16 protein-coding genes are annotated in these 18845 nt (G+C 46.4%); 12 read left to right on the plus strand and 4 right to left on the minus strand.

From position 1 onward, the window contains the following. Positions 1 to 157: 157 nt before the first annotated feature. Positions 158 to 1360, plus strand: a complete 1203-nt coding sequence (locus LZZ85_RS15185) for a GNAT family N-acetyltransferase (RefSeq protein WP_237873633.1) — start codon at positions 158 to 160, stop codon at positions 1358 to 1360. Between the two features lie 125 nt (positions 1361 to 1485). Here LZZ85_RS15185 and LZZ85_RS15190 read toward each other — a convergent pair whose 3' ends face one another. Both LZZ85_RS15190 and LZZ85_RS15195 read right to left on the minus strand, forming a co-directional pair. After that, positions 1486 to 1941, minus strand: a complete 456-nt coding sequence (locus tag LZZ85_RS15190) for a M23 family metallopeptidase (RefSeq protein ID WP_237873637.1) — start codon at positions 1939 to 1941, stop codon at positions 1486 to 1488. Positions 1942 to 1968: 27 nt separating this feature from the next. After that, on the minus strand, positions 1969 to 2295 hold the full coding sequence (locus tag LZZ85_RS15195) for a hypothetical protein (RefSeq protein ID WP_237873639.1): 327 nt from the start codon (positions 2293 to 2295) through the stop codon (positions 1969 to 1971). Between the two features lie 181 nt (positions 2296 to 2476). Between LZZ85_RS15195 and ahcY the strand changes: the two genes are divergently transcribed. The 6 genes from ahcY (at position 2477) to LZZ85_RS15225 (ending at position 10344) form a co-directional block, all read left to right on the plus strand. Beyond that, positions 2477 to 3802, plus strand: a complete 1326-nt coding sequence (ahcY, locus tag LZZ85_RS15200; RefSeq protein ID WP_237873641.1) for an adenosylhomocysteinase — start codon at positions 2477 to 2479, stop codon at positions 3800 to 3802. A 138-nt stretch (positions 3803 to 3940) separates the two neighbouring features. Next, positions 3941 to 4498, plus strand: coding sequence for an SET domain-containing protein (locus LZZ85_RS15205; protein ID WP_237873642.1), 558 nt, complete (start codon positions 3941 to 3943; stop codon positions 4496 to 4498). Between the two features lie 215 nt (positions 4499 to 4713). Next, positions 4714 to 6354 (plus strand): M14 family metallopeptidase, encoded by a 1641-nt coding sequence (locus tag LZZ85_RS15210; protein WP_237873644.1) that lies wholly within the window; start codon positions 4714 to 4716, stop codon positions 6352 to 6354. Between the two features lie 17 nt (positions 6355 to 6371). Next, positions 6372 to 8105, plus strand: a complete 1734-nt coding sequence (locus LZZ85_RS15215; RefSeq protein WP_237873646.1) for a M14 family metallopeptidase — start codon at positions 6372 to 6374, stop codon at positions 8103 to 8105. Positions 8106 to 8406: 301 nt separating this feature from the next. Then, a complete protein-coding gene (locus tag LZZ85_RS15220; RefSeq protein WP_237873648.1) occupies positions 8407 to 9216 on the plus strand; it encodes a hypothetical protein in 810 nt (269 codons plus the stop codon). A gap of 6 nt (positions 9217 to 9222) precedes the next feature. Then, a complete protein-coding gene (locus LZZ85_RS15225) occupies positions 9223 to 10344 on the plus strand; it encodes a hypothetical protein (protein ID WP_237873650.1) in 1122 nt (373 codons plus the stop codon). A 630-nt stretch (positions 10345 to 10974) separates the two neighbouring features. On the opposite strand, the gene LZZ85_RS15230 is transcribed toward LZZ85_RS15225, so the two are convergent. Next, positions 10975 to 11391, minus strand: a complete 417-nt coding sequence (locus tag LZZ85_RS15230) for a hypothetical protein (protein ID WP_237873651.1) — start codon at positions 11389 to 11391, stop codon at positions 10975 to 10977. Between the two features lie 583 nt (positions 11392 to 11974). Between LZZ85_RS15230 and LZZ85_RS15235 the strand changes: the two genes are divergently transcribed. From LZZ85_RS15235 to LZZ85_RS15250, 4 genes are all read left to right on the plus strand, one after another. After that, on the plus strand, positions 11975 to 12865 hold the full coding sequence (locus LZZ85_RS15235) for a lytic transglycosylase domain-containing protein (RefSeq protein ID WP_237873652.1): 891 nt from the start codon (positions 11975 to 11977) through the stop codon (positions 12863 to 12865). Between the two features lie 379 nt (positions 12866 to 13244). Then, entirely contained in the window at positions 13245 to 13721 is a 477-nt protein-coding gene (locus tag LZZ85_RS15240) for a DUF4251 domain-containing protein (protein WP_237873654.1), read from the plus strand. Between the two features lie 68 nt (positions 13722 to 13789). Continuing rightward, positions 13790 to 14293 carry a SixA phosphatase family protein gene (locus LZZ85_RS15245; RefSeq protein ID WP_237873656.1) on the plus strand — a complete coding sequence of 168 codons (504 nt, stop codon included), beginning with the start codon at positions 13790 to 13792 and terminating at the stop codon, positions 14291 to 14293. A 179-nt stretch (positions 14294 to 14472) separates the two neighbouring features. After that, positions 14473 to 15273, plus strand: a complete 801-nt coding sequence (locus tag LZZ85_RS15250; RefSeq protein ID WP_237873658.1) for a S1/P1 nuclease — start codon at positions 14473 to 14475, stop codon at positions 15271 to 15273. A gap of 120 nt (positions 15274 to 15393) precedes the next feature. On the opposite strand, the gene LZZ85_RS15255 is transcribed toward LZZ85_RS15250, so the two are convergent. Beyond that, positions 15394 to 15879 (minus strand): hypothetical protein, encoded by a 486-nt coding sequence (locus LZZ85_RS15255; RefSeq protein ID WP_237873659.1) that lies wholly within the window; start codon positions 15877 to 15879, stop codon positions 15394 to 15396. 322 nt (positions 15880 to 16201) lie between these two features. On the opposite strand from LZZ85_RS15255, the gene LZZ85_RS28675 reads away from it, so the two are divergent. Next, complete coding sequence (locus LZZ85_RS28675; RefSeq protein WP_237873662.1) at positions 16202 to 18784, plus strand: T9SS type B sorting domain-containing protein; 2583 nt, start codon at positions 16202 to 16204, stop codon at positions 18782 to 18784. Positions 18785 to 18845: the final 61 nt, after the last annotated feature.

Raw genomic sequence — 18845 nt, forward strand, 5'->3', positions numbered from 1 at the left:
TTTAAACCTTTATTTTTTTCTGTAACAGAGCCAGGGTTTAGTAGTTTAGCTGTTAATCGTTTAACAGTTATCTTCAAAGAATGATCAACCGTCTAAACAGACGATTACCCAAACCCTTTGAACTGCTAAACCATTAAACTTTTAAACGCCTCTTCCGATGCAACTCCTTCTACTCGCCATTGCCCCGGGCATCGCTATCTGCCTGTTCATTTTCCACAGGGATGCTTACAACCGTGAGCCGAAACGGAACCTGCTGATGAGTTTTCTGCTGGGGGTAATAACAGTAATACCGGCAGCGCTTATAGAGCGTTACCTGATCAATTATGAAACAAGTGTTTCCTCCATTGCCATAAAAGCTTTCCTTTATGTCGCACTGGTAGAAGAAGGTGTCAAATTCCTTGCCCTTCGTTTCTATGCCTATCCGAGTAAAAAATTTGATGAACCACTGGACGGCATCGTCTATGCCGTAATGGTCAGCATGGGCTTTGCTACACTTGAGAATGTGTTGTATGTATTCCAGTCGGCCCAGACCGGGCAGGGATACCAGGTTGCTTTTCTCCGGATGTTCCTGGCAGTTCCCGCTCACGCAACTTTTGGTGTGCTTATGGGATACTACGCCGGCAATGCAAAATTTGCCCAAAAGGGAAAAGCGCTGTTGTTACTGACAGGATTATTCTGGGCAGTGCTCTTCCATGGTCTGTACGATTTCTTTTTGTTTATCCGGGACTCTCCCACGGTAAGAGACCTGATCGCAGACGGTCTGCTGATCGCCGGAGCGATCGCATCCTTCATTATTGCAGTACGGTTGAGTTTCATCCATATCAAAAAACACCGTAAACTCTCACAACAAACATATAACCCAATGGAAACAATGAGCCTCCGCAAGGCCTATGAACATGATCTGCCGCTGATCCGGGACCTCGCTACCAGGATCTGGCCGACGGCATACGGACAGATCATCCCGAAGGAACAGATCGACTATATGCTGAACATGATGTACAGTGAGCGCTCATTGACAGAGCAGATGAAGGGCGGAGCTGAATTCCTGCTGGCTTATGACAGCGTGGAAGCGGTTGGTTTTGCATCAGTCGGACTCGCGGAACCGGGCGTATACAAATTGCATAAGCTTTATGTTCTTCCTTCCCAACAGGGGCGCGGCACCGGCAAATTCCTGGTGGACGCGATTGCTAAAGCTGCAGCAAAAAAAGGCGGTACGATTCTTCGGTTGAACGTAAACCGGCAAAACCCGGCAGTTGGATTTTATGAGAAGATCGGTTTTGTAAAAGTTGCGGAAGAAGATATCGGGATTGGTGAAGGGTATTTCATGAATGATTATGTAATGGATAAAAGACTGGCGTAGGAGTATTGCAAAGAATGCAGGGTAAACCGCAAAGGCCGCAGGAAGAACATTCCGGGTTACATCTCGTTGTGTTCTCCGCGGTTTACTTTGCGATCTTTGCGTTGCTCCTTCACCAGCCATTCAGATCACTTCCCGCACTTCAAATATTTCTTTGGATCAACCGGCGTTTCAAAATCATAGACCAGCAATTCGACCGGCTCACCGGGCTCATTGATCCCGATAGCATCCCCTGCTTTAACCTTTTGATTAGGGCGAACGGTCACTTTGGAGATCCCGCTCATCCAGAACCAGTAGTCCTGGTGATAGTAGACCACTTCCCATTTCCCTTCCTGGGTACGCTGCACTTTACTGATCACAGCATCCATGCCTGCACGGACGGTCGTGTCCGTATCGCTTGAAAGAACCAGCTTGAGCTCTTCCATTCCGTCTTCGCGTTTTTTGGGAGTAATATCTTTTGCATTGAGCAGAATGCAGGACAAAGAAAGGGAATCTTTGACCTGTTTTCTGCCTTTCTGCGCAGAGGAGGTAAAAGGGACTGCTGTAAGGGCTGCAACCAGCAGCAACAGGGAGAATTGTTTCATATTGACAGGATTAAAAAGTTGAAGAGCTCAATGTTTTTCGATGGAAAGCTTTTTAGCCATTTCCGCGCTTAAACCCTCAGCTGATGCGCCATAGCCAGTCACAAGCACGCCCTTTCTCCCCTTTGAGCCGTCTACAGCATATACAACAGCTTCATCGGCCGGATCGGAATCCCCTTCAAAGCGGTATACTTCCACTATTTCAAAATCTTCCGCATTATACCGGGCGTCCTGGCAGACCAGGCAATTCTCCTGAAGACTGAAATCCGTCACATAACCTCTTGTTTTTAAACCATTAACAGCAGCTGAAACAGTATCGTACACATACATACTCAGTGGATTTTTAGATAGTTTCAAAGTTAATGCAATGGCGGCACCATTGGCCGAAAAAAGATGCACGATCGGCGGTAAGGACTGTCAGTATCCGGCTTCCCTCCTAACCTCTTCATCGTCAGTAAACATTCTTGACAAGACCTCACCCCTGCATTAGGGTATGTTACGGGTAAACAGTACCTTTGCCCGCAAAATCAAACAAAAAATGTCTACTGTATCAAAATCCATTGATTTCTCCTTACCCTATAAGGTGGCTGATATTTCCCTGGCTGAATGGGGCCGTAAGGAAATTCGTCTGGCTGAAGCAGAAATGCCCGGTCTTATGTCTATCCGTGCCGAGTATGGTCCTTCACAGCCATTGAAAGGTGCTCGTGTTGCAGGATGTCTGCACATGACGATCCAGACTGCCGTGCTGATCGAGACGCTGACGGCGCTGGGTGCTGAAGTTAAATGGAGCTCTTGCAATATATTCTCTACACAGGACCACGCTGCTGCTGCTATCGCCGCTGCAGGTATCGGGGTGTTTGCCTGGAAAGGTCAGACTCAGGAAGAAGCTGATTGGTGTATCGAACAGACGCTGTTCTTCGGTGCACAGGACAAACCTCTGAACATGATCCTTGACGATGGTGGTGATCTGACAAACATGGTCCTGGATACATACCCTGAGCTGGTTCAGCACGTGAAAGGTATTTCTGAAGAAACTACCACAGGTGTACACCGTTTATATGAGCGCGTTGCAAAAGGAACACTGCCTATGCCAGCGATCAACGTAAACGACTCTGTAACTAAATCTAAATTCGACAATAAATACGGTTGTAAAGAATCGCTGGTTGACTCTATCCGTCGCGCTACTGACGTAATGCTGGCTGGTAAAGTTGCTGTTGTTGGTGGTTATGGTGACGTAGGTAAAGGTTCTGCTGCTTCTCTGGCTGGTGCCGGTTGCCGCGTGATCGTTACAGAGATCGATCCTATCTGCGCCCTCCAGGCTGCAATGGACGGTTTTGAAGTGAAGAAAATGATCGACGCAGTAAAAGAAGCTGACATCATTGTTACTGCTTCAGGCTGCCGTGACCTGATCACTGGTGAGCATTTCAAAGCAATGAAAGATAAAGCGATCGTTTGTAATATCGGCCACTTTGATATCGAGATCGATATCGCATGGCTGAACACAAACTATGGCAACACTAAAGACACTATCAAACCTCAGGTAGATCTTTACAACGTAGATGGTCATGATGTGATCATCCTGGCTGAAGGCCGCCTGGTTAACCTGGGTTGTGCTACCGGTCACCCATCCTTCGTAATGAGTAACTCTTTCTCTAACCAGACACTGGCTCAGATCGAACTTTGGGGCAACCACAAGAACTACGAAAACAAAGTGTATGTTCTTCCTAAGCACCTTGATGAGAAAGTTGCACGTCTTCACCTCGCTAAGATCGGCGTGGTTCTCGACGAACTGACTCCTGCTCAGTCTTCCTACCTGGGCATCACTAAAGAAGGTCCTTACAAACCTGAACACTACCGCTACTAAGCATTGCGGTTACGTTATAGAGAAAGCCATTCCTGTGAGGGAGTGGCTTTTTTCGTTTGGAGGGAGGGGTGGAAGTTTGGAAGGTTTCTTAAGTTCCAGACATACCAAACCTCCCAAACCTTCCCTCCCCCCAAACCTATGAAACCTTCTTTCTCCTATCTTCGCAACATGGCATTACTTGAAAAACAACTCCTCGTTAAAACATCCGCCCTCCCAGACTCAGGCATGGGCCTCTTTACCAACAAAGCAATTCCTAAAGGGACTTTGATCGTAGAATACAAAGGGAAAAGAACCACCTGGAAAGAAGTGCAGGGGGAAGAGAATGGCTATATCTATTTCGTGAATAACAAATACGTGATCGACGCACGTCCGTGGAAATCCGCACTGGCACGATACGCCAACGATGCGAGCGGTCTCTCCCGTACAAAAGGCGTTTCCAACAATGCAGAGTACGTAGAAGAGAACGACAAGGTGTATATCAAGTCAAAAAAAGATATTCCTGCAGGACAGGAGATCTTTGTTGGATATGGCAAAGATTACTGGAATACGATCCGTGAGAATATCAGGATAGAGAAAGCTAATCAGAAACTGGCCAAAGAGAAAGAACTCGCGAAAGCAAAAAAAGAAAAGCTGAAAGCGAAGGCAGAAGCGCTGAAGGCGAGGAAGAAAGCTCAGAAAGCAAAAAAGAAAAAGTAAGTTTTTCAAATTGCCTGGCGTAGGAGTATCGCAGAGGACACAAAGAGTTCGCAAAGGACGCTAAGGTTATCTTTGCGCTCTTTGCGAACTCTTTGTGTCCTCTGCGATACTCCTACGCCAGGCAAATAAATTATCAACCCACTCATCAGGAAATATCCCCTGTTTTCACCAAGCCATACTCTTTCTCTGTATATTAGGCGACCAAAAAAAAATGCATGAGAAAGATTTTTTCACTGATGCTTCTCGTGGCAGTTGGCTTAAACAGCTCCGCTCAAAGCCCTGCCGGTTACAGCAATTTCGCCCAGCAGACCAACCGGCTCAACACGCTGGCAAAAACTTACCCGCAGCTGGTAAAACTGCGCTCCCTTACCAAAACAGCAGGTGGTAAAGAGATCTGGCAGATCACTATCGGTACGGGTAATGTCGACTTAAAGCCAGCCCTTCTTGTTGCAGGAGGCGTTGAAGGCAATAATATACTAAGCACCGAACTCGCTCTTGGCTTCGCTGAAGATCTGCTGAAGAATAACTCCGCGGACAGTATCAAAGCCCTTCTTGCAAAAACCACATTCTACGTCTTCCCCAACCTGAGCCCCGATGCAATGGAGCAATACTTTGCCGCCCTACGTTACGAACGGCAGGGAAATGCCACCAGCACAGATGATGACCGCGATGGCAAGCTCAATGAAGATGGATTTGATGATCTTGACGGCAACGGAAAGATCACCATCATGCGCGTAGAGTCTCCTGTAGGGACTTACAAAACCAATCCTGACGATACACGCATGCTTGTAAAAGCTGACCTCTCCAAAGGAGAAAAAGGACTGTATGATATTTACACCGAAGGTCGCGACAATGACAACGACGGCAATTTCAACGAAGACGGAGAAGGCGGCGTTTGGTTCAACAAAAACCTTACGTTCAAACACCCTTCTTTTTCCCAGGGCTCCGGCGAGTTTCCCGTGTCTGAAAATGAAACACGTGCGCTGCTGGATTATCTTTTTGAAAGATCCAATATCTACGCCGTTGTAAGCTTTGGCTCCAATAACAACCTCAGCTCACCGGTAACTTTCAATCAAATGGCCGCTGCCCAAACCATCACATCAGGATGGCTGGAACCGGATGCAAAGATCAACAGCTTTGTATCTGACCTGTATAACAAAGAAACCGGCCTGAAAGACGCGCCAAAAGCATCCGCAGCTGGTGGCGATTTTTATTCATGGGCCTATTTCCACTTCGGGCGCTACAGCTTCAGCACGCCGGGATGGTGGGTTCCTAAAGCAAAGGCTGATACAACTAAGAAGGAAAAAGCATTTACCATCGAAGATCCGAACGCGAACTATCTGCGTTGGGCAGCAAGCCAGGGCATCTCCAATACATTCACTGAATGGAAAGCTATCAATCATCCTGATTTCCCCGGAAGAAAAGTTGAAGTGGGCGGCATCGATCCTTTTGTACTTATCACCCCTCCTTACAACCTGGTGGCAGATATAACCAAAAAGCATAACCGCTTCCTGGTTAAACTGGCTTCAGCGCAACCAGAACTGGATCTGATCAATGTTAAAACGGAAAAGCTGAATGGCAATGTGACCAGGATCACGGTTGATCTGGTTAACAAAGGCGCCCTCCCTTCCCATTCCAAACTGGGTGAAAGAAACTATTGGGTTAAACGCATCAGGGTTAAACTGAATACAGGAAACAATCAATCAGTGATCAGCGGCAGAAAACTGCAGACGCTGAATGCACTGGATGGCTATGGAACGGAAAAACTGACCTGGCTGATCAAAGGCAGCGGGAAAGTTACGCTGGAAGCCGGAAGTCCGACTACAGGCAGCAAAACCGTTGACATCAATCTTTAACCCGTAAACAAGACAACATGAAACGTTTCATCATAAAAAATATCGCGCTGGCAATCGGCATTACAACATTATCTGTTGCCAGGGCTCAAACTCCGGAACAATTATTCAAAGCAGCCGGAAGCCCGGTGCATCCGAAAGTAGCGGTAAGCTGGAACCGTTATAATGATCATGCCGCCATTTCAGAGATCGTTAAAAAGATCGCTGCCGCTCATCCGGATCTCGCCAAACTCGAATCGATAGGCAAATCCTATAAAGGCCGTGATCTCTGGTGCCTTACCATCACCGATTTCAAAAAAGGTGACCCGAATAAAAAACCAGCAATGTACATCGATGGCAACATCCACTCCAACGAAGTACAGGGAAGCGAATTTGCATTGTATACGGCGTGGTATCTTACAGAATCATTCGGTGATACAAAATTCATCCAGGAACTGCTGGAGGATAAAACCTTCTATATCGTTCCATCCATCAACCCCGATGGCCGTGACAGCTATTTCCATGCACCCAACACTGCGAGTACACCTCGTTCCGGTGTGATCCCTGTAGATAATGACCGCGATGGCGAAGTGGACGAAGATGGCTATGATGATCTGGATGGCGATAATGAGATCCTGATGATGCGCCGCAAAAATCCGAATGGCCGGTATAAAGCGGACCCGACAGAACCGAGGAGAATGATACAGGTTGGTCCGGATGAAAAAGGCGAATACGAACTCCTGGGTCTTGAAGGTATCGATAATGATGGCGACGGCCAGGTGAATGAAGATGGGTATACATTTGAATACGATCCTAACCGCGACTGGGGATGGGGCTGGCAGCCGAACAATATCCAGGGAGGTGCCTACAAGTATCCTTTCTCATTACCGGAAAACAGGGCTGTGATGGAATTCGTGATGAAACATCCAAATATTGCAGCTGCCCAGTCGTACCACAATTCAGGAGGCATGATCCTTCGCGGACCGGGCGATCCTACCGACCAGGTCACCTATAATGCGCAGGACGTAAGAGTGTACGACGTAATTGCTAAAAAAGGTGAAGAGCTCATGCCGGGCTATCGTTACCTGGTCGTATACAAAGATCTGTATGCCGCTTATGGCGGTGAGCTCGACTGGTTCTATGGCGGACGTGGCGTGTACACTTATTCCAATGAACTGTGGACGTCTTACCTGATGTTCAACAAAGAGGGACGTGACGATAATGGCTCTTACGTATTTGACCGGTATCTGCTTTTCAAAGATGCATTTGTTGACTGGCATGAATTTGATCATCCGCAGTATGGCAAGATCGAGATCGGTGGTTTCAAGAAGAACTTTGGACGGGCTCACCCTGGTTTCCTGCTGGAAAGCGATGCCCACAGAAATATGTCATTCTCTGTATACCATTGCTTCCATACACCAAAACTGGCAGTTGATACACTGATCGAAAAAGATCTGGGAGATGGCCTGAAGCAGATCACTGCCGTGATCTCCAATAGCCGCATCATGCCAACCCATAGCAGCCAGGATCTGAAGTTCAGGATCGAAAGACCTGACTATATCTCGATCTCCGGGGCGAAAGTGATTGCAGGAATGATCGTGAACAATGCAGACCTCGACCTTAACACAGAACAGAAGAATAGTGCTTCAACGATCGAAGTGAATAATATCCCTGGATTGAGCACCGTTACGGTCAGATGGATCGTACAGGGAAGTTCAAAATATACGGTTACTGTTGACAGCAGAAAAGGTGGAATAGCGAGTAAGTCAAAGTAAGCACTCTATTTCAGCCTGAAATAATAGTATCGCCATAGTACCGCAAAGAAGCCGCAAAGGGCGCTAAGATCATCTTGGCGCCCTTTGCGGCTTCTCTGCGTACTCTGCGATAAGATCTAGACTGTCTGTATATCTTTTACAACAACTGAACCCCGGAAAACAACAGGTCATTCACATCAGCCAACGAAGACGCTCCCATCATTGTCAGCATGTCCGTAACAGCCCATTCCAAAATTATTCAGTTCATACACGATGCAAAAAGTGTGGTCACTAAATAACCTGACCTTTAAAAAAAATAGCTATGTTCAAACCTAACCTTATCGCATTACTGACACTCACTTCTGCTATTGCATTGCAAAGCTGCAGAAAAGACGATGCACCAAAACCTCCGGCAGAAACAGGAGACAAACTTGCCTCCATTGAATGGAATAGCGGATTCAAAGAAAGTTATGAATACAACTCCAACAATACACTGAAAAAAATAACCTATTCAAGTACACAGTCGAGTAACGCAGTGGAATTTTCATGGACCGGCAACCTGATGTCAGAAGTGAGAGAGAATTCATCCGTGTATAAGAACGTTTATCACTATAACGGTGGAAAAGTAACCCGCTCGACTAATGAAACCAGCAATGCGCCTTCTACTGTTTACTATCATCTGGAATATGATTATCGTGGAGATGGGAAGGTGCACAAAATGAGGTATATCACTTTTGGCGCAGCCGGACCGGAACTGAAAACAGAAACAGACTATAATTATAATACAGCCGGAGAACTAACGTCTACTGTTTCACACTCAGGATCAACCACGGTTACACAGCAGATCGAAGGATATACAGAAGTCAGCTTTAATCCCTGGGCCTTTATCGACCTTACCTTGCTGGAGAATTATATGATCTTCAATTATCCGGTGCTTAGCTCCATGAAAGGTTTTCCCAGGAAGATCACCCGTATCGTTAAACAGGGAAATGACCCGGAGTTTGTTGACATCACCACTACACATCACTGCGAGGTCAGCAAGAATCAGATCACGAAAATGGTGGTCGAATTAGCAAGCCCGACAACTCCTTCTCTCAACAGAAAAAGAACAGCTCTTTTCACCTATAAATAAGACATCATGTTAAAGAACGTATTTGCAGTATTATCTGCGTTGATCATATTCAACTCCTGTAAAAAAGATAATGATCAGGGCGCGCCACCCCCACCTGTGCAGCCGTTTGACGTAATAACCACGGCTTCGATATTTAATCCGTCCACCGGAAATTATGAAGCCGTTTACTGGCTTAACGAAAAAAGAAACGCACTTGAAAGTGGCGGGGTTGATCAGGCCTTTGCCTATGGCATCGAAAAACAGGGAAGCGATATTTATATCGCGGGATCCTTTGCAAATACCAAAGGCTCCGACGACCGTCTGAAACCATGCTACTGGAAGAACGGAAAAAAGATCGACCTGACTGACGGAGTGGATATTCAAGCAAGGAGCAGTGCATCGGACCTGAAATGGTTCAACAATGCGTTATATATTTCCGGCGAAACCGATCTCGACCCTATGTTATGGAAAATAAAAAACGGCATGCTGGAATCTATCACGAGATTCGGCGTGGCAGGAAACATTCTCGCAGTGAGAAAAGCCGGCAATATGCAATTGTATGGCGGCAAGCTGTATATCGGTGGCAGCCAGAAAAAAAACGTCAACGGTAATATTGTTTATACGATCGGATACTGGGTGGTCGACGAGAATGACCAACCTTCTTTCACCGTCCTGCATGATAACCTGCCCTATGCATTGGGCTTTAGCATGTCTGTATCTGACAAAGGAGTTTTCATAATGGGCGAAGGGGGTACTGCACAACACCCCGTTCCTACCATCTGGACTAAAACAGGACAGCATCCGGTCAACCAATCTTTTGAAGCTAATTATCATCGGCTGCATACGGGCGTTCCGGACAGTAAAGGAAATCTTTTGTTGAATGTGCTGGATATTCGCCTGTATCAACCGGTGATCTGGAAAGTATCTGCAACAGGAACGCACCAACTGATCAAACCGGCAGTACCGGCAGGCGCGCAGGGTTTCTGTGAATCACTGGACGTAAAAGATGATAAGCTGGCATACGTATACAGCTATGATAAAGATCAGAAAAGCTATGCAGCCTATGTATTTAATGGCAAGACCGTAGAGCTTGATATTTATAAGACCCGTCTTTCGAATATTAACTCAATAAAGCTTGTTTCGAGGTGAACGTGGATGAGGGGGGGTGGAAAGTTTGAAAGTTTAAATGTTTAATAGTTTAATGATTTGAATGTTCCATAGGTTGAAATCTTGCAAGGGTTTTGGCAGTCACGGGGGGCTATGCCTTATCGGGGGGCGAGTTAAGATACCCGTCGCGAGCTACGACCTATTCCCCATGTGCGCGCAGATTCATTCACCGCCGCCCGCGCAGGCCGGAAATGGGCATACGACAGCAACCGCATTGCTGCGTTTGACTGTCGTCGCCCACTTTTTCAATTGTATCATTCCACAATTCCTATCTCATTTTTCTGTTTTTTGATCATAGATGCAATAAAAAAACGCACCGCCCTTTTCAGGACTGCCCTCCTCCACCAGTCCTGAAAATGACGGTGACTAAGAAATTTCTCTGCTGTAAATATCGCTTCAGGTAAAAGGAAATCCATGGGAAAAAGACAGGATCTAAAGGGAAAATAACGGACGTATGGCGATGAATAAACGACCTGAACATGAGTTGAAGAACTCATCTCTAAATTTTTCCATCAGATCCGCAAACATTCTATTTTACAGGCAAGTGCACAGTAACGCAACAGGCCGGAACAATACGTTCCGGCCTGCCTGTTTTATAAAAGTTACTGATCACTAAGCTGAGGGAAAACTGAAGGAGATCGTTACGGTCAGTTGCTGCTGCCCCTTTGCAGATATATTACCACCGGCCATGCGGGCCAGCTCTTCAAGTGATCGAAGGCTGTAGTCAAGCGCATACCCGTTATAATTATTACAGTCCTCTATCTCCAGGATCATGATATCCCGGAAACGTTCTGCACGGACAGTAATATTTCCCCTCCGGGCATTCACCAGAACAGCATTCATCAATTCTTTGATCACGGGGAAAACTTTCGCCTCGCCTGCCAGTAGTGCAAGGGATGCGGGAATTTCGTTGCTCACTTTACTCTCACTCCGCTGCATGTTCTCTGCCAGGGAATGATACAACAATTCATCAATGTAAGCCTGCAGAGAGGCACCTGCCGACACGGAACCGGTTAAAACCTGGATCATAAGATTTGGATTATTAGATGCAATAAAAGCCTTGCCTTTATATAACACCAATATTAATCGTTTTTATACAATAATTATTACCCGGATCGAAAAAATAATAACCCTGATCAATGAATAAATAAGCATTTATTTGAGTGAATTAAATAATCTAGTGTTTTTACTTATTGCATTTCTCAAAAAAAATACACCGATCATAAAACACATCGTCTGAGCTGGTTGCAATACATGCCAGAATAACACGCGATGCTGCCATAAAAACACTGCCTAATTTGCAGTCGTTTTTTTTGACGGATACGAACATGGTTATCATTGATATAGCTTGTCATCGTAGTTTTCCTAAGGTCTAAACGCTATGACATCCGGGAACTGGCTATTACTTTTGACTTCGCGACTGTAACAAGAATGATCGCGAATGCGCGATAAGCGCAAAGACCGGAAACAGAAAAACCTGATTGTCCGTCCCCCGGTTTACTTCTCTTATTTTCTCCAATATCTTTTGAAGAGTGTCTCCACTTCCTATGGTTAATCCGTTTCGTTAATCCAAAACCCTAGGGTCGGCATTGTTTTACCCAAAATGAAAACGATGTTGAACAGGAACTCTATTAAAAAAGCTTTTCCCATTTATGGTTTGCTCGTGATGATAGCACTTATCATGATGTCCGCAACCCGAACTTACTCCGGCACTTTCGTATTGTCTGCAAGTAAGGATACCAGTGTACAATTATTGAGGTTCGATTCTGTAATGCTTGAACTCAGTGGCGCACCTGATGAAGAATTGATCGACGCGCCCGAAATACAACTGAATAACCAGGCTGAAGATTTTGTCTCCTCTTATCTGAAAGTTAATGACCGCGAGTTGCAGAAGATCAAAGACCGCAGCGAGTCATGCTTTACGGTAATGGATAAAATATTCGCTGAAAAAAATCTGCCGCTGGAACTGAAATATCTCGCAGTGATCGAGTCGCAATTAAAGCCAAAGATCGTTTCGAGAGCTGGCGCAATGGGTGCATGGCAGTTGATGCCTGTTACCGCCAGGCATTTCAAACTGAAAGTAGGCGGGCAGTATGATGAGCGTGGCAACGTTTACAAAAGCACAATTGCAGCAGCAAAGTATCTCGAGTACCTGCATAAGATCTTTGGCGATTGGTTGCTGGTAATTGCCTCTTATAATAGCGGTCCGGGAAAAGTGCTGGCAGCAATAAAGAAATCAGGCAGCCGCGATTTCTGGAAATTACAACAATACCTGCCAAAGGAAACAAGAGCACACGTGAAGAAGTTCATCAGTACCCATTATTTCTTCGAAGGTGAAGGCGGTATTTGCACGGTTACTCGTTCAGAAGCAGACGCCTACAGAAAAAAGATGAATGAATATGTGGCCAGTCAGAATAAAAAATATGAAGATCTGCAAAGGGTAAGAGCAGAAGAATGGAATGTTGAGAATACTACAACCGGTACAATTGCCGGTAATGAATAAATCAGCGCAGCAGCGCTTTATCTGGATGGGTTAGTTGTTTTTGTCCTCCGCGCCTACGGCGGATGGGTCCGCAGACAAATTCCGCTTGCTGCTTCGTGTTACGCCGGGAGTTGGTTTTATGAATAATGAACTCCCGGATGGCACGAAGCGGTGAGCGGTTTTGTTTTTTGATGCCCGATGAGCAATAGCCACCCTCAGGACAAACATCCGGTACACAGTTGATCTTCACTTCCGGGAGACAATTAACAACTTATTAAACGAACCTGAAATCATTAGCGCCAACGGGTTTCTCTATTACAGAGGATCATCTGTTGTCTGTGCTGCGATCAGGCTCCGGTCCATCGGTACAGAATTTGCCGCATTTCCTCCAAAATGATCTATGAGCAAATTCAATAAAATACTTCCGGTACTGCTTTTAACAACCATGCTGGCTTCATTCAAATTGACGGAAGCGCAGAATATGGATAGTGCCGTGGTACGCCAGAAAGTGCAGGGGAAACAATTTACATTCATTGCGCAGACCGCCAACCCGATGCGGGGGCGGAATATACAGCTTACATCCCTGTATGATCTGCGTGTATCGGGCGATTCTGTCATAGCAGCACTCCCCTATTTCGGCCGTGCTTTTTCAGCACCGGTCAATCCATCTGATAACGGGATCAGTTTTACCTCCGTCAATGCAGAATACAGATCGACTTACCGGAAAAAAAGATGGGAGATCTCTATAAAGCCAAAAGAGTCACAGACCGTTTCAGAAATGAACCTGACCATCTATCCAAATGGGCGGGCATCGCTGCAGGTAAACAGCAATTACAGGCAGCCGATCTCTTTTAATGGAATTTTATCTGACAAATAGAACAGTTATTTTTGTCCGTAGAAGGACTGTGTGGAAGGGCTTCACTAAATAACTGAATCATCATTCCGATGCGAAATTGCCTATTGCTCGTCTCTATTGCCTGTATCATGAGCGCATGCAGCGCTCAGCGGTATTTTGTTGTGCGTCATGCTGAAAAAGCAACCGTTGCCCGTAATACGCCGGGAATGTCCGCCACTGATCCTCCTCTTACAGACTCGGGGAAACAGCGTGCGCTGGACCTGAAAACGACCCTGACCAGCGAAAAGATCCGGTATGTGTTTTCAACGAACACCATCCGCACCAGGGAGACGGCAGAGCCGACCCGCGCACACTTCGGCCTGAGCACAGCCAACTATTCGCCAGTTCCCACTGAAGAGTTCATAAACCAGTTAAAAGCGCTGAAAGGCAACACGCTTATCGTGGGCCATAGTAATACGATCGATGATATTGTCAATAAGCTAATGGGCGAAAACCTGTTGACCGATCTTCCGGAAACAGAATACAACCATCTTTACCTTGTAACAAAAAAGGGAAAGAAATGGAAGTTCAAGAGTCTGACGTACGGAAAGTAAAACAGGGCCCGGGGCCGCAGACCAGATCGTCCCGCTGAAGTAATAGGGTTCTGTGCCATGCGTGTTTTGGTCAAACATCACGCGGTAGGTCAGGCAACCATCCGCAGCCTTGCCCTGCTCCACTTTTAAATTTTTTAGACCCCGCCAATTCCCCCAAATTTGCGCTCAAATAACCTCACATGAAGTCTGTCTTCCGTTACTCCCTGCGTGCCACCCTGCTGGCAGCCGTATTAATGATCAGCCATCTTGCGTTTTGCTGGGGGCTTACCGGCCATCGCATTATTGGGGAGATCGCTGAAAGCCACCTGAGCAGTAAAGCAAAGAAAGAAATAAAGAAACTATTCGGCCGTGAGTCACTGGCCTGGTGGTCTAACTGGCCTGATTTCATCAAATCAGACTCCACCTGGAACCATGCGTCCCACTGGCATTATATTGATCTTCCCGGACATATCTCCAGGGAAGAGTTTATCACCGGATTAAAGAAATTGCCGGGTAAAAACCTTTATACGCAGATCCAGGACATGGTGGCACAGCTAAAAGATAAATCGCTGCCCTTGAAACAACGTCAGGAGGCTTTAAGGTTCCTGGTACATATGGTCGGTGACCTGCACCAGCCGTTACACGTAGGCCGTGATGAAGATCAGGGAGGCAACAAGATCGTTGTATACTGGTTTGATAAAAAAACAAACCTGCACACATTATGGGACAGCATGTTCATCGAATTCCAGCAGTACAGCTACACCGAGTATGCAAAACTGCTGAATATCGCCAGCAAAGAAGACGTAAAGAAATGGCAGTCCGGCACACTGGAGGATTGGTTCTATGATTCTCACGTGGTCTCTGATAAGATCTATGACGCCACTCCTCCTGAATCAAAACTCAGCTACAAATACAATTTCCAGTTTCAGCAGACACTCGAAGAGCAATTGTTAAAAGGAGGTTTACGTCTTGCCGCGGTATTGAATGCAGCATTTGAATAATTGATCCACTCACCTCACTACGATAAAGAAGCCGGACACCGGTATAGATAAAAAGAGAAGGGCTCTCGTCGCAGACGAGGGCCCTTCTCTTTTTATTTACATCTTACAGCGGCCAGAACACTACTGTAACAACAACTTTGATTCTTTATTGATACAGGCCACTACTTCCTGTACGGTCTGTTGTTGTGCCGGAGTAAGCGACACGATAAACTCTTTATCATCATTTCCTTTAAAAATGAACTGTGTCACTTTTTGGGTCCCCAGTTTGGACAGTGCCGTTGGAGTAGTTGCACCGTTCCTGAACTTAAAGTGAAAGTACCCGTCACAGTTCACACTTCCCTGGTTTCGCATGGTTGTTTTCACTTTGGTATTTTCAAAAAATATAACAACAGTAGATGCATCATTAAAGCATTTGCCGTTTATTTCGAAAAAGAAATCGATCTCTTTTTTGTCGGCATCTACCGTAAGGACGGCCCCCTGTACACCCAGTGCTCCTGAAGAAAGCCTGGTTTCCTTGGTGTAAGGGTCTTTGTCGTTGATCAGTTTACAATCCTGTGCGTTGATCAGCACAGGTAAAAGCATCAGTAAGGGAAGGATCAGCTTCATGAAAGGATATTATTTGTTTTTTTTAAGTGCCTGGATAATTGTACCCCGGGAGGCGGCAACTAAAATACAATAACATCCCTTTACACCAAAATAACTGCTGTTAAAGTGTGGCCTTAACCGACCCTGTCTTTTTCACCGCTGGGATGAAAAGCATGGATCATTCTTAACGAATTACGGAGCCTGTTTTTCAGTTATTCAGGAGTTGGTGGTTCTGTAGGGCAACCTTCGCCCCCTATCCGGCGATATGATTTAATATTGGATCGACGGATTTATTAGAGAATAGTGTTATATTCATAACCCTGACCAAAATCAGCTGCCAGTGGTGAAACGGGCTTTCCTAATATTGCTTCTCACTGCATCTTCCGTGCTAGCCTGGGCCGATCATATCACCGGCGGTGAAATGTTTTATACGCATGTGGGCGCCAATACTTACAATGTTACCCTGAAACTATTCATGCGTTGCAACTCCGGCAGAAATTTCCCTGATCCCGCTGTTATGTCCATTTTTGACAAAACCACCAATCAGCGGTTTGAAGATATCAGCGTCAGGATCTCTAACAGGGAAACGATCAGCCTTACCAATAATGATCCGTGCATTACCAATCCTCCAGAGGTATGTTACGATGTCGCCTATTATAACTTCACTGTATCGCTCCCGGGTTCACCTGCCGGATACATTATAGCCAGTGAAGTCAATTACCGGATCCGCGGCATAAACAACCTTGCTGCCGGGAACCAGGTTGGCGCTACCTACACCTGCGATATCCCGGGCATAGCGGACGCCAGCAACAACAGTGCACGCTTCAGCGGATCCGATCTGGTCATGGTCTGTGCTGACAATTACTTCTCCTACAGTTTCGCTGCTAAAGATGCTGATAACGACAACCTGATCTACTCGTTTTGCAGCGCTTACAACAGCACAACGGGCGGTGTAAATGGCGTGCCTGCCGGGAACCCTCCATACAGTTCAGTGCCTTATGCCTACGCTGACTTTACCGAATCCGCTCCCCTCGGTTCAAAAGTACATATAGACCCATCCACAGGCTTGATCAGCGGTGTGGCTCCTGCGGCAGGGATCTACGTGGTAACGGTTTGTGTGTCGGAAATCCGCGATGGAGATATAATCGCTGTACAACGGAAGGACCTGCAGATCAATATCACTGATTGCAGCATTGCTGCCGCGAACCTTGAAGATGATTATATGCTGTGCGGTACCACCCGTTCGATCGTGATCGATAATCGTGCGACAAGTCCGCTGATCGTTTCTTATGAATGGCTCGTCTTTGATCCTGCGGGAACAGCCATTTTCACGGCCACCACACCTTCCCTGAGTTACACTTTTCCTGTCAATGGCACATACAATGTTCAGCTTATCGTAAATAAGGGACAACCCTGTACAGATACGGCAAGGACCAAAGTGTATGTCTATCCCGGATTGGTTCCTGATTTTAATGCGACTGGAGTTTGCATCAATAATCCAACGGTATTCAGGGACCAAAGTACTGTTGTATCAGGGTCGATCGCTTTGTGGGCTTGGGACTTTGGAGAGCCTTCTGTCTTTAATGATGCATCCAATCAGCGTCACCCGGTATACAAGTATCCGTTCACCGGCGATAAGTATATACGGCTGATCGTAACAACAACGGACGGTTGCCGGGATACAGTTGAGAAAAAGATCACGATGATAGACAAGCCTCCTATCACGCTTGCATTCAAAGACACGCTGATCTGCCGGAATGATCAGCTGCCGCTTCAGGCAACCGGAACCGGAATTTTCACCTGGAGCCCCGGCAGTTTTATGTCGGCAACCAATATTTCCAACCCGGTGGTTTCTCCTCCTGTTTCCACATTGTATTATGTAGAACTGAATACAGACGGGTGCATTAATAAAGATTCCGTACAGGTTCGCGTGGTAGATCAGGTCACATTGATCCCGATGAATGATACAACCATTTGCAGTGGTGACACGATACAGTTGCGGATCAACTCAAACGGATTAAAATACGCATGGACCCCAGCCGCGCAATTGTTTGATCCGCTGGTTCAGAATCCCAGGGCTGTTACACCCGCAACAACCAGTTATGCCGTAACAGCAACCATCGGAGGATGCTCGGCCACTGCCGCTATAAATGTCAGAGCCGTTCCTTATCCGGTAGCAAGGGCAAGTGCAGATACAACGGTTTGTTACAACGATGCAGCTTTTCTCACAGCAATAACCGATGGCAATTCCTGGAGCTGGTCGCCGGCCAGCTATCTTTCCAATGCAGGTGCATTGAATCCTGTGGCAAGCCCACCCAGAACAACGGCGTTTGTTTTTTCGGCATACGAGAATACACGCGGATGTCCCAAACCAGGAAGAGATACAGTGCTTGTAACGGTCTTGCCCAAGATCATTCCGTTTGCTGGCAATGACACTTCGGTCATTACCGGGCAGCCGCTTCAATTGCAGGCAACGGGCGGCGTAAAGTACAACTGGAGCCCTCCTTATTCGCTTTCTGCAACGAATATTTCCAACCCTGTTGCGACAATCAAAGAGCCTTCCGAGAATATCGTGTATAAGGTTGATGTTTATAACAGGATCGGCTGCTACGATTCAGCGTTCGTATCGGTAAAAGTATATTCCTCCGTGCCAACCATTTTTGTCCCGTCTGCGTTTACGCCCAATAACGATGGAAAGAACGACCTTCTTATCCCCGTACTGGCGGGGATGAAGCAAATGGTTTCCTTCAATATTTACAATCGCTGGGGCCAGCTGGTGTTCAGCACATCTGCCCAGGGCCACGGCTGGGATGGAAGGATCAACGGTCAGTTCCAAAGCACCAACACTTATGTGTGGATGGTAAACGCGATCGATTACCTGGGAAAACATTATTCAGGAAAAGGAATGGTGACCCTGGTCAGATAAAACCCTTTATTATATGCAGGCCGGTGAACGGACAACCGCCAGGGGACGATCCCGGGCCATT

Source organism: Terrimonas ginsenosidimutans (genome assembly GCF_022012415.1).
GTDB lineage: Bacteria > Bacteroidota > Bacteroidia > Chitinophagales > Chitinophagaceae > Terrimonas_A > Terrimonas_A ginsenosidimutans.

What these genes read in the sequence shown, in the direction of transcription:
- LZZ85_RS15205 (WP_237873642.1), top strand. Translation starts at nt 3,941, where the DNA reads ATGAAACCTTCTTTCTCCTATCTTCGCAACATGGCATTACTTGAAAAA.
- LZZ85_RS15250 (WP_237873658.1), top strand. Translation starts at nt 14,473, where the DNA reads ATGAAGTCTGTCTTCCGTTACTCCCTGCGTGCCACCCTGCTGGCAGCC.
- ahcY (WP_237873641.1), top strand. Translation starts at nt 2,477, where the DNA reads ATGTCTACTGTATCAAAATCCATTGATTTCTCCTTACCCTATAAGGTG.
- LZZ85_RS15225 (WP_237873650.1), top strand. Translation starts at nt 9,223, where the DNA reads ATGTTAAAGAACGTATTTGCAGTATTATCTGCGTTGATCATATTCAAC.
- LZZ85_RS15230 (WP_237873651.1), bottom strand. Translation starts at nt 11,391, where the DNA reads ATGATCCAGGTTTTAACCGGTTCCGTGTCGGCAGGTGCCTCTCTGCAG.
- LZZ85_RS15210 (WP_237873644.1), top strand. Translation starts at nt 4,714, where the DNA reads ATGAGAAAGATTTTTTCACTGATGCTTCTCGTGGCAGTTGGCTTAAAC.
- LZZ85_RS15235 (WP_237873652.1), top strand. Translation starts at nt 11,975, where the DNA reads ATGTTGAACAGGAACTCTATTAAAAAAGCTTTTCCCATTTATGGTTTG.
- LZZ85_RS15215 (WP_237873646.1), top strand. Translation starts at nt 6,372, where the DNA reads ATGAAACGTTTCATCATAAAAAATATCGCGCTGGCAATCGGCATTACA.
- LZZ85_RS15240 (WP_237873654.1), top strand. Translation starts at nt 13,245, where the DNA reads ATGAGCAAATTCAATAAAATACTTCCGGTACTGCTTTTAACAACCATG.
- LZZ85_RS15245 (WP_237873656.1), top strand. Translation starts at nt 13,790, where the DNA reads ATGCGAAATTGCCTATTGCTCGTCTCTATTGCCTGTATCATGAGCGCA.
- LZZ85_RS15255 (WP_237873659.1), bottom strand. Translation starts at nt 15,879, where the DNA reads ATGAAGCTGATCCTTCCCTTACTGATGCTTTTACCTGTGCTGATCAAC.
- LZZ85_RS15185 (WP_237873633.1), top strand. Translation starts at nt 158, where the DNA reads ATGCAACTCCTTCTACTCGCCATTGCCCCGGGCATCGCTATCTGCCTG.
- LZZ85_RS15190 (WP_237873637.1), bottom strand. Translation starts at nt 1,941, where the DNA reads ATGAAACAATTCTCCCTGTTGCTGCTGGTTGCAGCCCTTACAGCAGTC.
- LZZ85_RS15220 (WP_237873648.1), top strand. Translation starts at nt 8,407, where the DNA reads ATGTTCAAACCTAACCTTATCGCATTACTGACACTCACTTCTGCTATT.